This window comes from Brucella gallinifaecis (genome assembly GCF_006476605.1).
Lineage (GTDB): Bacteria > Pseudomonadota > Alphaproteobacteria > Rhizobiales > Rhizobiaceae > Brucella > Brucella gallinifaecis.
Map to the genome: position 1 here is coordinate 255,373 of NZ_ML636804.1, position 14,911 is coordinate 270,283.

Sequence of the window (14,911 nt, forward strand, 5' to 3'; positions counted from 1 at the left end):
CCTGTATTATGCAGTTGCGCGGCCATTGGCTTTTGCAACATTTTCGCCACCCAGCAGGCCCAGAAGCTTGCGCCTGATATTGCCCTGCCGGGTTGCGTTTGAAATCTTGTGTCCTACGAGATCGGTGACGTAGAAACTGTCGATCACTTTTTCTCCGAAGGTTGTGATATGTGCAGAAGCAATATCCAGTGACAAGTCGGAAATAAGGCCGGTCAGTTCTGACAAAAGGCCGGGACGATCAAGGCCTTCCACTTCGATGACCGTAAATTTGTCAGAAAGTGTGTTGTTGATTTCCACGCGCGGCTCCACTTTGAAAGCCTTTGCACCACGCTTGGGCTTGGTCCGTCTGGCAAGAACATCCGGCAGATGCGCTTTGCCTGACAGCACATCTTCGATCACCTTGCCCACACGTTCAGCGCGGCGGCGCTCGTCTTCGTCGGTGTCGAATTCGCGATTGATCAGGATCGTATCAAGGGCACGTCCATCACCTGTGGTGAAAATCTGCGCATCGACAATATTGCCGCCAGCAGCCGCACATGCCCCGGTGATGATTGATAAAAGCCGGGGATGATCGGGGGCAAGCACGGTAATTTCCGTCACGGCTTCAAATGTATGTGGTTTGGCCATGGTCGCCAATGCACGGCCATTGCGATCAGCTTCGCGGATGAAATGCGCATGGCGAAGCTGGTCCTCAAGGCTGACGGTGAGGAAATAATTGGTGTAATGCAGACCAAGATAGGCGTCACGTTCGGCTTGCGGCCAGTCGTTCAGCTTTTCAGCCAGCGCTTCGCGTGCCTGCCGGTCGCGATCAGCGCGTGGCAGTTTGGAGAAACCACCTGTGAGCACCAGTTCCGTTTCGTAGTAAAGCGTGCGCAGAAGCTGGCCTTTCCAGCCGTTCCACACGCCGGGACCAACCCCCTTGATATCGCAGACCGTCAGGATGAGCAGAAGCTTCAGCCGCTCCATGGTCTGTACCGTATCGGCAAAATCGACGATTGTTTTGCGGTCGTTCAAATCGCGTGACTGGGCAACCATGCTCATGGTCAGATGTTCACGCACCAGCCATTCGACGGTTTTGGTTTCTGAAGGCGAAAGGCCGAAACGCGGGCAAAGCTTTCTGGCAATACGTGCGCCTGCAATCGAATGATCTTCAGGCCGCCCTTTGGCAATGTCATGCAAAAGCATGGCGACATAAAGCAGGTTGCGGTCGCGTTTAAGGGTGGAGATCAGCTGGTTGGCCAGTGGATGTTCATTATCCAGCTCGCCATGCTCAATTTCGGAAAGCACCGCAATACAGCGCAAAAGATGCTCATCAACCGTGTAGTGATGATACATGTTGAACTGCATCATCGCGACGATTTTACCGAAATCGGGGATGAATTTACCAAGCACGCCCGATTCATTCATGCGGCGTAAAATGAGTTCGGGATTGCGCGGTGATGTCAGCACTTCCAGAAACAGCTTGTTGGCTTCCGGGTTTTCGCGCAGCTCTGCATTGATCAGTTTCAGCGAGCGGGTGAGCTGTTGCATCGCATCGGGGTGAAACTCCAGCCCCAGCCTGTCTGCCAGGTGAAAAATACGGATGATATTGACCGGATCGCGTTTGAACACATCTGCGTCGGCAATATTGATGCGATGATTTTCCGAGATAAAATCACTGCTTCCGGCAAGCTTGCGCTTGCGGTTGGAAAAGGTCAGAAAAATACGATTAAAGCCCGGCACATGCTTGGCCTGCTCTTCTTCGAGCGCCGCACAAAGAATGCGCGTCAGATCGCCCACGTCTTTTGCGACGAGGAAGTAGTGCTTCATGAAGCGCTCGACATAGTTCTGGCCGGGATGCGCTGTATATCCCAGACGCTGCGCGATTTCCGGCTGTATGTCGAAGGACAGGCGCTCTTCGGCCTTCAGCGTTGCAAAATGCATGTGGCAGCGCACAGCCCAGAGAAAATCTTCGGCCTTGTTGAAAAGCTTCAGTTCTGCGCGTGACAATACGCCAAGCTTGACCAGCTCTTCCTTGCTTTTGACGCGGTAGAAATATTTGGCAATCCAGAACAGCGTATGCAGATCACGCTGGCCACCTTTGCCTTCCTTGACATTCGGCTCGACCAGATAGCGGGTTTCGCCCGCTTTTTTGTGGCGGTTATCACGCTCGGCAAGTTTGGCCTGAATGAATTCAGGACCGGTATTCATCACCACTTCTTCGTCAAAACGCGTGACAAGCGCATTGAACAGATCACGATTGCCGATGATGAAACGCGCATCGAGAAGTGCGGTACGGATTGTCATATCTTCGCGCGAAAGGCGGATGCATTCATCGATATTGCGCGTGGAATGCCCGACTTTCAGCCCCATATCCCAGAGCATATAGAGCATATATTCTGCGACCTGCTCGCCCCATGGGGTTTGCTTATAGGGCAGCAGAAACAAAAGATCGATGTCGGATCCGGGTGCAAGTCCGCCGCGGCCATAGCCGCCTACGGCCACAATCGCCATATTTTCGGCTTTTGATGGATTGAGCGCCGGATAGGCTTTGGTGCTGGCAAATTCAAACAATATGCTGATCAATGTATCCATCAGATAAGACAGCCGCCGCACACAAAGCGTACCGCCGCCATCTTTCATCAGCATGTTTTCCGCATTGTCGCGGCCACGGGCAAGCGCGTCTTTGAGCGCATGCAAAACCACCTTGCGAACAGGCTGGCTTGTATAGTTTTCGTCGGCTGAATCCGCCAGCTCGTTGATCTTGCGGCGCAGCGTTTCGGGATTGACGATGTCTTCAAGCTTCAGGTCGTGTGCGCTCATGCGGCTTGTATGTCCGGCGTGTTGGGAAAAGACTGACGGAACTATCCTATAGCCGGTTTTAAATTGTATGAATATACCAACGCTTGTCGCGGAAAAGTGGTCCCGGTTTTCGGGTAACGACAAGCGCATAAAAAGAAATGGCCGGGGGTTTCCCGGCCTTTAGCATTTTCAGTTACCGGCATTATAGGCCGCGATTGCAGCCATATTGACGATATCGGTATCTTTTGCGCCGATGCTGACGATCTGTGCCGGTTTGTCGAGACCGACCAGCAATGGACCGATAATGGTTGCACCACCCAGTTCCTGAAGCATATCGGCGGCAATGGATGCAGAGTGATTATCCGGCGTCACGATAACATTGGCCGGACCCGACAGGCGGATGAAAGGATAACGCTCCATCAGCTTTGGATTAAGAGCCACATCGGCACTCATTTCACCGTCAAATTCGAAATCGACATGGCGGGTATGGAGGATACGGACTGCATCCTGAATGAGGGCCGAGCTTTCGCCGACCATATGGCCGAATGTTGAAAAGGCTGTGAGTGCAACGCGCGGCACATAGCCCATGCGGCGTGCCATGCTTGCTGCTTCAACAGCAATATCTGCAAGCTCTTCAGCTGTTGGCTTTTCATGAACGGCAGTGTCGGCGATGAACACGGTACGGCCACGGCACAGCGCAATGGAAACACCGACCAGACGATGCCCCGGCTTTGAATCGATCACACGACGCACATCCTCAAGGCCGGTTGCGTAGTTGCGTGTTATGCCCGTCACCATGCCATCCGCATCGCCAAGCGCCACCATACAGGCCGCAAAATGATTGCGGTCATTGTTGATCAGGCGATGGCAATCGCGTGCCAGATAGCCTTTGCGTTGCAGCTTCTCATAGAGATAATCGGCATAGGCTGTGTTGCGGCTCGAAAGACGGGCATTGATCACTTCAATGCCGGGCCGGTTGAGATCAAGACCCGCTTCCTTGGCCGTTTCTGCCACGCGCTCTTCGCGGCCCACCAGAATGGCTGTGCCGAGCCCCTGATTGACGTATGAAACAGCCGCACGCATGGTTGGCTCTTCTTCGCCTTCGGCAAAGACGATGCGCTTTGGCTGACGGCGCACCCGCTCATAAATTCCGCGCAACGTGGACGCAATCGGATCACGACGCGCAAGCAGTTCGCGCTTATAGCCTTCAATATCGTCAATCGCCCGACCGGCGACACCTGTTTCCATGGCCGCCTTGGCAACGGCTGCGGAAACAGTTGCCAGCAAACGCGGATCGAATGGCACTGGAATTATATATTGCGGACCAAAACGCGGGCGGCTGCCCTGATAGGCGGCAACCACATCATCAGGCACATCTTCACGCGCCAGTTCTGCAATGGCATAGACGGCTGCAATCTTCATCTCGTCATTGATCGTGGTCGCACGTACATCGAGCGCACCACGGAAAATATACGGGAAACCGAGAACATTATTGACCTGATTTGGATAATCCGAGCGTCCGGTGGCAACGATTGCATCATCACGCACTTCGGCCACATCTTCCGGTGTGACTTCCGGGTCTGGATTGGCCATGGCGAAAATGATCGGATTGGGCGCCATGGAGCGCACCATTTCCTTGGTCAGCGCACCTTTTGCTGAAACGCCAAAGAAAATATCGGCATCTTTCATCGCGTCTTCGAGCGTGCGCTTGGATGTCTTGATGGCATGCGCCGACTTCCACTGGTTCATGCCCTCGCCGCGGCCCTGATACACCACACCCTTGGTATCGCAGAGTGTGACGTTTTCCGATGGAAAACCTATAGCTTTGATGAGTTCAATACAGGCAATGCCTGCCGAACCTGCACCATTGCACACAAGCTTGGTATTTTTGATGTCGCGCCCTGTCAGATGCAGCGCATTGATCATGCCTGCTGCGGCAATGATTGCTGTACCATGCTGGTCATCATGAAAAACCGGAATATCCATCACTTCGCGCAAGCGCTGTTCGATGATGAAGCAATCCGGCGCCTTGATGTCTTCGAGATTAATACCGCCAAAGGATGGGCCGAGATAGCGTACCGCGCCGATGAATTCTTCAATATCAGTCGTATCGATTTCAAGATCGATGGAATCCACATCCGCAAAGCGCTTGAACAGCACCGCCTTGCCTTCCATGACGGGCTTTGAAGCCAGTGCGCCGAGATTACCAAGCCCCAGAATAGCCGTGCCGTTGGAAATGACCGCAACCAGATTGCCCTTGGCTGTATAATCATAGGCAGCGGCAGGGTTGTCAGCGATTGCCTTGACCGGTACAGCCACACCAGGCGAATAGGCTAGCGACAGGTCGTGCTGCGTGGTCATCGGCTTGGTGGGATTGATTTCCAGCTTGCCCGGGCGACCGTGGGCGTGAAAGTCGAGCGCTTCCTTCTCACTGGCTGTGGGTGTGCGTTCTGGCGTGTTGCCCTTCGGCGTCGAGACTGGCATGTTCCCTCCGGTTTCTTCTGCGGGACAAATTCGATAGCGCCAGTCCCGGGAAGTGTAAACAGCGCATTTTGGAATAGATATTGATCCTCAAAAGCATGGTATTATTCATATTGTGTCTTTAAATGGATTTAAATCGCAATAAATGAAGGTTTGGCATGGAAGCGAAGGTCGAAGAGAAACAGTTGGAGGCGGGAGAAAATACCACGCAGGAAACCGTTATTCGCCTCACCCCCATGATGGAACAATATATCGAGATCAAAGCTGCGAATGTTGATTCGCTGCTTTTTTATCGCATGGGCGATTTTTATGAGCTGTTTTTTGATGATGCGGTCGAGGCTTCAAAAGCATTAGGCATCACATTGACCAAGCGCGGCAAGCATCTGGGTGATGATATTCCGATGTGCGGCGTGCCGGTTCATGCCTCCGATGATTATCTGCAAAGGCTGATCGCCAAAGGCTATCGCGTTGCGGTCTGTGAACAGATCGAAGACCCTGCGGAGGCCAAAAAGCGCGGCTCGAAATCGGTGGTTCGCCGCGACGTGATCCGGCTGGTGACACCCGGCACCATTACCGAAGAGAAATTGCTTGATCCGTCAGAGGCCAATTATCTGATGGCGCTTGGCCGCACCAAAGGTGATGGTGCATTGGCGCTCGCATGGATCGATATTTCGACGGGTACTTTTCGCGTGTCGGAAACCACCGAAGACCGGCTTTTTGCCGATGTTGCCCGTGTTGACCCGCGTGAACTGATCGTGGCGGATACGGCATTTCATGATGTTGATCTGCGCCCGATCTTTGATCTGATCGGCAAGGCGGTCATTCCGCAGCCTGCAACCCTGTTTGACAGTGCTGCGGCTGAAAATCGTATCCAGCGCTATTTCAATGTTTCAACACTGGATGGTTTTGGTCAGTTCAGCCGGTCTGAACTTTCGGCCATTTCCGGTGCCATTGCCTATATCGAAAAGACGCAGATTGCCGAGCGGCCGCCTTTGATGCGGCCTGAACGCGAGCAGGAAGGCGGAACGATTTTCATCGATCCTGCCACCCGCGCCAGTCTTGAACTGACCCGCACCATGTCGGGTAATCGTGAGGGCAGCCTGCTCAAAGCCATTGATCGTACAGTCACGGGTGGTGGTGCGCGGCTTCTTGCCGAGCGTCTGACGGCACCTCTGACCGACCCTAAGGCGATTGCGGAGCGTCTTGATGCTGTTTCATGGTTTTTGAGCGAGCAGTCTTTGTGCGAAGGGCTGCGGCTGGAACTTAAAGGCGTGCCGGATATGCCGCGTGCATTGTCGCGTCTGGCAGTCGGTCGTGGCGGTCCGCGTGATCTGGGTGCTTTGCAGCGTGGCTTTGAAGCGGCCAATGGCATTGCATCGCTTCTTGAAGGCGCATTTCTGCCCGATGAGCTGGCTCAATCCCTGGAAGCAATCGAGAGATTGCCGTCGGGCTTTGCAGCCCATATTGATCGCGCACTTGCTGACGAAATGCCTTTGCTAAAGCGTGATGGCGGGTTTGTTCGCGAAGGCTATAATAGCGAACTCGATGAAATGCGTGCACTTCGTGATCAGTCACGCCGTGTCATTGCCGGGCTTCAGGCGGATTATATCGAGGAAACCGGCATTAAAACGCTGAAAATCAAGCATAATAATGTGCTTGGTTATTTCATCGAAGTCACCGCCAATAATTCAGGCGCGATGACTGATACCGATCAAGCCAAAGGCCGGTTCATTCATCGGCAGACCATGGCCAATGCCATGCGTTTCACCACCACCGAACTGGCGGAACTGGAGAGCAAGATCGCCAATGCCGCCGATCGTGCGCTTTCCATTGAATTGGCAATTTTTGAGGAATTGACTGCAGAAGCGGTTCACCACGCCGATAGCATCCGTGCTGCCGCTGCTGCCCTTTCTGTCTTTGATGTTTCTGCTGCTCTTGCCGTGCTTGCCGAAGAGCAGGGCTATTGCCGTCCGCTGGTTGATGACAGCCTGTCGTTCAACATCGTCGCCGGTCGTCATCCGGTGGTGGAGCAGGCATTGCGCCGTCAGGCTGCCAATCCGTTTGTCGCCAATGATTGCGATCTTTCACCGCAAACAGATGGTGGAAATGGCGCAATCTGGCTGCTGACTGGCCCGAATATGGGGGGTAAATCGACCTTCCTGCGCCAGAATGCACTGATTGCGATTTTGGCGCAGATGGGATCATTTGTCCCGGCAGGCGCGGCGAAAATCGGGGTGGTGGACAGGCTTTTCAGCCGTGTCGGTGCGTCAGATGATTTGGCGCGTGGGCGTTCGACCTTCATGGTGGAAATGGTTGAAACAGCCGCCATTCTCAATCAGGCAGGCGAGCGTTCATTGGTCATTCTCGATGAGATCGGTCGTGGAACGGCAACTTTTGACGGGCTGTCCATTGCCTGGGCAGCGGTCGAATATCTGCATGAGAAAAACCGTTGCCGCGCATTATTCGCAACGCATTTTCATGAAATGACGGCGCTTTCTGAAAAGCTCGACCGTTTGTCAAATGTGACGATGCGGGTCAAGGAATGGGACAATGATGTTGTCTTCCTGCATGAAGTGGCCAAGGGTGCGGCTGACCGGTCCTATGGTGTGCAGGTTGCGCGTCTGGCAGGGTTGCCAGAGGCTGTCGTCAATCGTGCACGTGATGTGCTGCATCAGCTTGAAGCCGGCGAAACCTCCGGCAAGGCTGACAGGTTGATTGATGACCTGCCGCTGTTTTCAGTCGTGCTGCAACAGGAAAAGCCAAAGCCGCAAGCGAGTGTAAAAGACAGTGAATTGTCGAAGGCGGTTGCCGAAATAAGCCCGGATGAGCTGACGCCGCGTGAGGCGCTTGAGCTGATTTATAAGCTTAAAGAACTGGCGGGCAGGGCGTAAGGGCACAGCCCAGTCTGTTTGAGATTCTGGTTATGGTATGCAGAAAAGCGCCATTTGCAGGCCACCAGAACCAGAATATCTACAGACTAGACGAAGCGGTTAGCGTCCGCCCCGTAATACGTGATGTAGCGGCTGGAAATTCGTTCGATCGGCAGGATGATAAACACATCCGTGGTGCCGAAAGCCTCATCGATCACAGCGCCATCACCGATCATCGCGCCAAGGCGTAAGTAACCCTTCACCAGTGGCGGCATGGAGAACAGCGCAACTCTTGTATTGATTGCTTCCTTTGGCATCAGGTCCATGGACTGATAGCGATGCGGGAGCGCACGCACATCCCAATCCGGTGTTGCACGGCAATTCTGATGCAGGAACGAAAGCCCGAGCGCATGGGCTGCAGGCACGGCACCATGGAATGACGCACAGCCAAACATCACATCAATCGAATGGCGGCGGCAATAGGCCCATGCCCCCTGCCAGAGCAGCTCGACGGTCCGCTTGGAACGGTATTCCGCCTTCACGCAGGAGCGGCCAAGTTCGAGAAGCTTCAGATCAGGACGCGAAAGCGCCAGACGCTGCACATCATATTCATCTGCCGAATAAAAGCCGAGGGCTTTTTCAGCCTGTTCGCTGCGCATCAAACGATAGGTGCCGACAATCTGCTTGTGCTCAGGCACAGCCAGCGCGGTATCGTAAACCAGAAGGTGATCGCAAATCGCATCGAAGCGGTCGGCATCTTTCAATTCAAATTCTTCGATGCTTTCCTTGCGGGCGCCCATTTCTTCAAAGAAGACACGAAACCGCAATTCCTGTGCCGCTTCAATTGCGTCACGGGAGTTGGCAAGTCTTACTTCAAGCGACCCGATGCGCCCCAGAACAATAGGATCGCCTCCAGCTGCGAAGAGTGTCTTTTGTGCGTCTATGCCCGACATAATCGTATCATCAATGATTTGCTGGCTCATTCCAAGCAGTGTTGACATGATGATAGGCTCCTGATCCCGTTTTCACGCATTTCTGAATGCTCTGCTCAAGCAACGGGTGATTTGTTCCGTTTATGCCAAAGCAATAGGCTATCAGTGCTACGCGAGGATGACAGAAGCATGTCACCATTGTGTCAATTGGGTTGGTCTGAACTTATCCCCTTCAAAAAACTGTTAAAATTAATATGCAAACTATGACAAAGAATTTGTGCGATCAAGAGCTTCAGCAGGGCTATTTAATAGGGTTCTAATGCATGGCCTTTTCACGTCGCCAGCCCAGAAATTCTTCCAGAATGATCAGTGCAGCACCAATAGTGATGAAGGTGTCAGCCAGATTGAAAACGGCAAATGACCACGCAGGCAGGTGGAAGAGGATATAATCAACCACATAGCCATTCATCACGCGGTCGATGAGATTGCCGATGGCGCCACCCACCACAAGCGCAAAACCATAGCGGGCAAAGATACGATTGACCGGGTTTGTCCACCACAGATAAAGTACGAAAACAATAACTGCTGCGGTGATCGCAACCAGTCCCCAGTCATGCAGCCATGCCAGCATCGAGAAGGCAATGCCTTCATTATGGGTGCGGAACAGCGCGAGAAACGGCAGAATATCAATTTGCTGGCCGTAGCCCATGCGGGTTTCGACCAGATATTTGATGCCCTGATCAAGAATCACAGCGATAATGACAACGAGAAACGACGACATAACCGCATGGCGCTTCATCCGCTGGACCTTTCATCAAGAGTGAGTGCTTCACGGCGAATTTCATAAAGCATGACGCCGGTAGCAATCGCGAGATTAAGCGAATCAGCCCGGCCCGCCTGCGGAATACGCGCAAGCTTGTCACAGCTTTCGGCCAGATTATCCGGCAGCCCCTGCTGCTCATTGCCCATCATGAGGATGACCGGCTTTTTGGCATAGGGAATGGTGCGATAATCAACAGCACCTTTAAGATGTGTGCCAACCAGAAGCCCGGAAAAACCTTTTCGCCAGTTGAGAAAATCCGTTTCCGTTGCCTTATAGAGTGGCATCGAGAAAACCGATCCCATGGTAGCGCGAACGGTTTCCAAAGAATAGGGGTCGGTGGTGTCGCCGATCAGGATCACGCCTTTGGCACCAACCGCATCAGCAGTGCGGATGACCGTGCCCAGATTGCCCGGATCGCGCACACGATCAAGGGCGATGTAAACATCATTGCCCTTTGGCCTGAGATCTGAAAGCGGCTGATATTGCTGTTCAAAAACGCCAACCACCATCTGCGGATTATCGCGTCTTGTGATGGCAGCCATGATTTTTTCGGTGACTTCCAGCACCAGTCCGCCCTTGGCAAATGTACGGGCCGCAACCTGCTCGACCATCTTGTTGCCCTTGGCCGACTTGGCAAATACCAGTGTCCTGATGCGCCAGTCCTGCTCAAAGGCATCAATCACGAGTTTCAGACCTTCGGCCAGAAATACGCCCTGCTGATCGCGATATTTTTTCAGCGCCAGCGAACGCAGGTCTTTGACAATCGGATTGGTCAGGCTGGTGACTTCCTTTACCTGACCCACGCGTGACCCGCTCTGATTATTGCCGCTTCTGGAGATTTCGTCGTTTCGGCTCATTTTGCTACCCAGCGGCTGAACATGGAAGTGGAAAGTGCACGTTTTGAGGCACGTTCGCGAAGAATAAGTTCGCCCGATTCGACCGTTCCGCCAAGGCCCGTGAAACGGTCGCGGACCAGCTCGTGAATGGCGAAGAAGGAAGCGCGGATCGAATAGGCGGTCAGAATGACAGCCAAAGCTTTTGGCGAAAGAATTGCGCGACACGTATCGACCATTGCTGGCAGATGCTCGAACAATTGCCAGACTTCACCGTTCGGACCACGGCCATAGGCGGGCGGGTCAAGCAGGATAATGTCATAGCTGTTTCCGCGGCGCTCTTCACGGGCCACGAATTTCATCGCATCTTCGCAGATCCAGCGGATTGGCTTGTCGGAAAGTCCGGCCATTTCCTGATTTTCACGCGCCCAGACGATTGATTTTTTGGAAGCATCAACATGGGTGACTTCGGCACCTGCCCTTGCAGCTACAAGAGAGGCAACCCCTGTATAGCCGAACAGATTGAGCACTTTCACGCTACGGCCTGATTGCGCTGCATCACGGATGAGCCTGTCCATATAGGACCAGTGCGCTGCCTGTTCCGGGAAAACACCGACATGGCGGAACGAGGTGAAACGGCCATGAAATGCAATGCCGTCATGCTGCATATGCCATGTTTCGCCCAGCGTTTCACCCTGCGGAATTTTTGGAAACGCCCAGCGTCCCATGCCTTCTTCATCGGTATTGCCGGTAAAGACTGCATCGGCCTTGTCCCATTCGCTTTTTGCAAGACTTGGGAGCCAGATGGCCTGACCTTCCGGGCGGATGATGCGATAGGGACCATATTGTTCGAGCTTGAGACCATCGCCACTGTCGAGCAAGGCATAATCATCCGACGGCGCAGTTTCGAGAATAACCGGCGCATGCTCGTCGGGACGCTCACCATCATAGGCTTTGATTATGCGTTGAGGGGCCGCAATTTGCTTTTCTTCAGCCAGTTTTTGAGGTGCTTTGGCAAATTGCGGACGCGGCTTTTTGAAGAACGAGCCTTTGTCGTCAGGCTTGTTTCCCTGTCTTGCAACTGAGCGCGGTTCCTCATGTCTAGCGCGGCCTGAACCGCGCTGCTCTTTACCGCCTGTTGGCTTTTTGCCTTTTCCTTTTGGCGCCTTCACCCGAAACTCCGTAAATTATTTAGGGGTTAGGTATGGCAAATGAACTCAGAACGAAAGTGAAAAAACAAAAAGTCGCAATCAGACCTTGGTGAGAGGACCGGAAGCATGGCGTTTTTCGGCAGTTTCTGCCCGATCGAGAAGCTGCGAGGTTTCCTTTTTATATGCACGATTGCGGCGGCGATGCTTGCCCTGCGCCAGCCATGTGACAGCAGCGCCGATCAGGGCGCCAAGAATAAGCGCACCAAACAGCCATATGAACAGCGGAGCCTGATAGGTCAGCGCCGGATTTCCGGGGTTGAATGGGTCAATCGTCAGGCCAATCGATTGACGATTGGCCACCGACAGGGCGATCAGGATAATCGCCAGCGGTACAAAAATGACAATTGTTACAATGCGTTTTGCAGCCATGACGGATCAGATAGCACCGTTGAGACGGTCGCGCAGTTCCTTACCCGTCTTGAAGAAAGGCACCCACTTTTCTTCAACTTCCACCGTGTCGCCGGTACGTGGATTGCGTCCGCTGCGGGCAGGGCGGTTTTTCACCGAAAATGCACCAAAACCACGAAGCTCGACGCGGTTTCCCTCGGCAAGGGCATTGGTGATTTCGTCAAAAACCGCGCCAACGATGTTTTCGACATCGCGTTGGAAAAGATGTGGATTGCGGCTGGCAATAATCTGAACGAGTTCCGATTTTATCACGGCTTTAAACCCCTGTGGTTTGTTGTCCGATGAAAGGACTGAAATTATTTGCCGGGTTTGGCGCCCGGCGTTCCGTCAACGTGCCAAACGGAGAGAAGTCCGTCAAGGAAGATACGATCTTTTGCGATCTCATTCAGTAATCCATTGGCTTCCTGAGGCAAGCCCAGAAATTTTGCACCGGCATGAATAATGAGATCGCGCAGGGAAAAACCGGTCTCGCTGCTGACCGGTTTCCATTCCAGTTTTGGCAGATCCTTTGAAATACCCTTGGATGTCAGCCACGCAACAGCTTCTTCTTCTCCGCCAAGTCCATCGATCAGCTTTTTCTCAAGCGCCTGACGCCCGGTAAAGACAGCGCCATTGGCAAGTGCAAGCGCTTCTTCATGCGTGAAAGAACGGCGCTCCTGCACAATTCCGACAAACCAGTCATAGGAATCCATGATCATGCTGCGGATCATGGCCTTGGCTTCCTCGCTGGCCGGGCTGAAATAATTCGGCTCTGCCTTGAGTGGTGAAGATTTGATGGTTTCAATCTTCACACCGACCGTATCGAGCAGTTTAGAAAGATCGGGATACTGAAACAAGACGCCGATTGAACCAACAATAGACGCCTGATGTGCGATGATATGATCCGACCCGCTGGCAATCATATAGCCGGCAGAGGCTGCCAACGTGCCAACCTGCGTCACGACGGGCTTCTTTTTGGCAATCTTACGAACGGCTTCATAAATGGTTTCGCCGCCGACCGTGGTGCCGCCGGGAGAATCAACAATGAGGATTACGGCTTTGACTGCATCATCATCTGCAATTTTGTTAAGGCGCTTGAGAAGTTCTTCATTTTCAAAAATGGTGCCTTCTATGCGCACTTTCGCAACATGGGATGCCGCAAAATCCGGGCCACGCATGGAATAGAAAGTGATTGCGGCGATCAATCCTGCCAGTAGAAGCAGAAATGCGACCCGCCATATGGTGAGCTTTCTGCGCAGTTTGCGTCTTTCGATCAGCGCTTCGGCATCTTGAGCCATTCGGTCCATCCAGTTTTAAAAATACTATCAATATAGCGCATGTATGAACTGGAATGGTGCTGCGCGGCAAGTACTTTGCACAATTTGCTGCCATGAAGAGGCTGCTATAACAAAATACAAACATGTGTTAACAAGGATTTGATCGAGAAAGTGTTTTTCTGAAAACCCGAAAAAAGGGCCTTTTTTCCGGTTTTTCTGGCTGTTGCAGCAATTTTGCATGGCAGGTGCGATGTTATGTGTCGTATATTCGTCTTGAGTGTCAGGCTAATGCACCCCAAATAAAACATATTGGTCTTAAATAGCTGGGGCCTCAAATAACTTGAACCTCAAACAGCTTGGGCTGATTGCAGTAGCTCTGGATGAAAATATCAGGCGATAATATTCATTCAGGAAGATTTGTTAAACGCTTTGGCAATATAGCCAGATTTGATGATGTAGAGTAACCAAAGAAGACCATGAGCGCTGACACACCACATATTCATGTTTCGCAGGGCGTGGCCATTTCGGCTTCCGCTGGCGCTGGCATGCATTTTGGAGCGTCTGAAAAGGCGGCGTCTATGTTTAGGGCCGCGCAGCGCCATTCTGTGCGGGTGCGTGTGCTCAAAACCGCCTTGCCTGTTGCAGCTATCATGGTTGGAGCTGTGTTTTCATGGTATACATTTCTTGCCACTCCATCTGCGCCGGTTAAAGTCGAGGTGAATAATGGCGGCGAGAGCGGGAAGCTTGTTATGAGCAATCCGCAGCTCAACGGCTATACCAAGGATAATCGCCCCTATTCAATGATTGCGGCAAAAGCCGTGCAGGACGCCAAAAACAGCGGTTCGATTGCGCTGGAAGGCATTTCGGCGCAATTGCCAGTCGGTGACAAGGGAAGCGCAAAAATTGAAGCAACCTCCGGCGTTTACGATAATGCGAATGGCCGTTTGCAACTTGATAAGGATTTTACTGTTACCACCGACGAAGGCCTGCATGCCGTGATGAGCAATGCGGATGTTAATCTGAAAAGCGGACAGGTAACAACAGATAAGCCTGTTGATATTCGCAATGGCAGCACACAGATCAGTGCCCAGAGCATGCAGATCAAAGAAAGTGGCAAGGTTGTCATCTTTGAGGATAAGGTGCATGTCGTTATTGACGGTGATACAGTTTCAGGTGAAAAAAAGCCTGAAAATGATCGTGCTGGATAAGTGCTGAAAAGCAGCGCAGCTTTTTGTTGCGCTTTTTGGCTGATGGCTATTTGTTTTATACGCAGTCAGATATTCCTGTCTGGCTGCATTATGTTTAGGGTCCAGACC

The 14,911-nt window shown here is 52.6% G+C and carries 11 protein-coding genes; 2 read left to right on the forward strand and 9 right to left on the reverse strand.

Translation table 11 applies throughout. From position 1 onward, the window contains the following. Positions 1 to 6: 6 nt before the first annotated feature. Positions 7 to 2,802: a [protein-PII] uridylyltransferase gene (locus FHY56_RS09465; protein WP_140904917.1), complete on the reverse strand. Its 2,796-nt coding sequence runs from the start codon at positions 2,800 to 2,802 to the stop codon at positions 7 to 9. A gap of 168 nt (positions 2,803 to 2,970) precedes the next feature. Next, positions 2,971 to 5,265: an NADP-dependent malic enzyme gene (locus FHY56_RS09470; RefSeq protein ID WP_140904918.1), complete on the reverse strand. Its 2,295-nt coding sequence runs from the start codon at positions 5,263 to 5,265 to the stop codon at positions 2,971 to 2,973. A gap of 155 nt (positions 5,266 to 5,420) precedes the next feature. Between FHY56_RS09470 and mutS the strand changes: the two genes are divergently transcribed. Further along, the gene (mutS, locus tag FHY56_RS09475) at positions 5,421 to 8,153 is read left to right on the forward strand and encodes a DNA mismatch repair protein MutS (RefSeq protein WP_140904919.1); all 2,733 of its coding nucleotides are present in this window, start codon (positions 5,421 to 5,423) and stop codon (positions 8,151 to 8,153) included. Positions 8,154 to 8,239: 86 nt separating this feature from the next. On the opposite strand, the gene FHY56_RS09480 is transcribed toward mutS, so the two are convergent. The 7 genes from FHY56_RS09480 to sppA form a co-directional block, all read right to left on the reverse strand. Further along, positions 8,240 to 9,133, reverse strand: a complete 894-nt coding sequence (locus tag FHY56_RS09480) for a l-ornithine N(alpha)-acyltransferase (RefSeq protein ID WP_193556774.1) — start codon at positions 9,131 to 9,133, stop codon at positions 8,240 to 8,242. 247 nt (positions 9,134 to 9,380) lie between these two features. Continuing rightward, positions 9,381 to 9,863, reverse strand: a complete 483-nt coding sequence (gene lspA / locus FHY56_RS09485) for a signal peptidase II (protein WP_140904920.1) — start codon at positions 9,861 to 9,863, stop codon at positions 9,381 to 9,383. Continuing rightward, positions 9,860 to 10,744 carry a TrmH family RNA methyltransferase gene (locus FHY56_RS09490; protein WP_140904921.1) on the reverse strand — a complete coding sequence of 295 codons (885 nt, stop codon included), beginning with the start codon at positions 10,742 to 10,744 and terminating at the stop codon, positions 9,860 to 9,862. The genes lspA and FHY56_RS09490 overlap by 4 nt, the downstream gene beginning before the upstream one ends. Further along, the gene (locus FHY56_RS09495) at positions 10,741 to 11,892 is read right to left on the reverse strand and encodes a class I SAM-dependent methyltransferase (protein WP_140904922.1); all 1,152 of its coding nucleotides are present in this window, start codon (positions 11,890 to 11,892) and stop codon (positions 10,741 to 10,743) included. The genes FHY56_RS09490 and FHY56_RS09495 overlap by 4 nt, the downstream gene beginning before the upstream one ends. A gap of 78 nt (positions 11,893 to 11,970) precedes the next feature. Next, entirely contained in the window at positions 11,971 to 12,300 is a 330-nt protein-coding gene (locus tag FHY56_RS09500; RefSeq protein ID WP_140904923.1) for a lipopolysaccharide assembly protein LapA domain-containing protein, read from the reverse strand. Between the two features lie 6 nt (positions 12,301 to 12,306). Next, a complete protein-coding gene (locus tag FHY56_RS09505; RefSeq protein WP_140904924.1) occupies positions 12,307 to 12,591 on the reverse strand; it encodes an integration host factor subunit beta in 285 nt (94 codons plus the stop codon). 44 nt (positions 12,592 to 12,635) lie between these two features. Next, positions 12,636 to 13,616 (reverse strand): signal peptide peptidase SppA, encoded by a 981-nt coding sequence (gene sppA, locus FHY56_RS09510; RefSeq protein WP_140904925.1) that lies wholly within the window; start codon positions 13,614 to 13,616, stop codon positions 12,636 to 12,638. 455 nt (positions 13,617 to 14,071) lie between these two features. On the opposite strand from sppA, the gene lptC reads away from it, so the two are divergent. Beyond that, positions 14,072 to 14,803, forward strand: a complete 732-nt coding sequence (gene lptC / locus FHY56_RS09515; RefSeq protein ID WP_140904926.1) for an LPS export ABC transporter periplasmic protein LptC — start codon at positions 14,072 to 14,074, stop codon at positions 14,801 to 14,803. Positions 14,804 to 14,911 lie beyond the last annotated feature (108 nt).

Bases quoted from the DNA above. Each gene is read 5' to 3' on its own strand.
- FHY56_RS09465 (WP_140904917.1), bottom strand. From the start codon at position 2,802: ATGAGCGCACACGACCTGAAGCTTGAAGACATCGTCAATCCCGAAACG.
- sppA (WP_140904925.1), bottom strand. From the start codon at position 13,616: ATGGCTCAAGATGCCGAAGCGCTGATCGAAAGACGCAAACTGCGCAGA.
- lptC (WP_140904926.1), top strand. From the start codon at position 14,072: ATGAGCGCTGACACACCACATATTCATGTTTCGCAGGGCGTGGCCATT.
- lspA (WP_140904920.1), bottom strand. From the start codon at position 9,863: ATGAAGCGCCATGCGGTTATGTCGTCGTTTCTCGTTGTCATTATCGCT.
- FHY56_RS09480 (WP_193556774.1), bottom strand. From the start codon at position 9,133: ATGTCAACACTGCTTGGAATGAGCCAGCAAATCATTGATGATACGATT.
- FHY56_RS09490 (WP_140904921.1), bottom strand. From the start codon at position 10,744: ATGAGCCGAAACGACGAAATCTCCAGAAGCGGCAATAATCAGAGCGGG.
- FHY56_RS09500 (WP_140904923.1), bottom strand. From the start codon at position 12,300: ATGGCTGCAAAACGCATTGTAACAATTGTCATTTTTGTACCGCTGGCG.
- mutS (WP_140904919.1), top strand. From the start codon at position 5,421: ATGGAAGCGAAGGTCGAAGAGAAACAGTTGGAGGCGGGAGAAAATACC.
- FHY56_RS09470 (WP_140904918.1), bottom strand. From the start codon at position 5,265: ATGCCAGTCTCGACGCCGAAGGGCAACACGCCAGAACGCACACCCACA.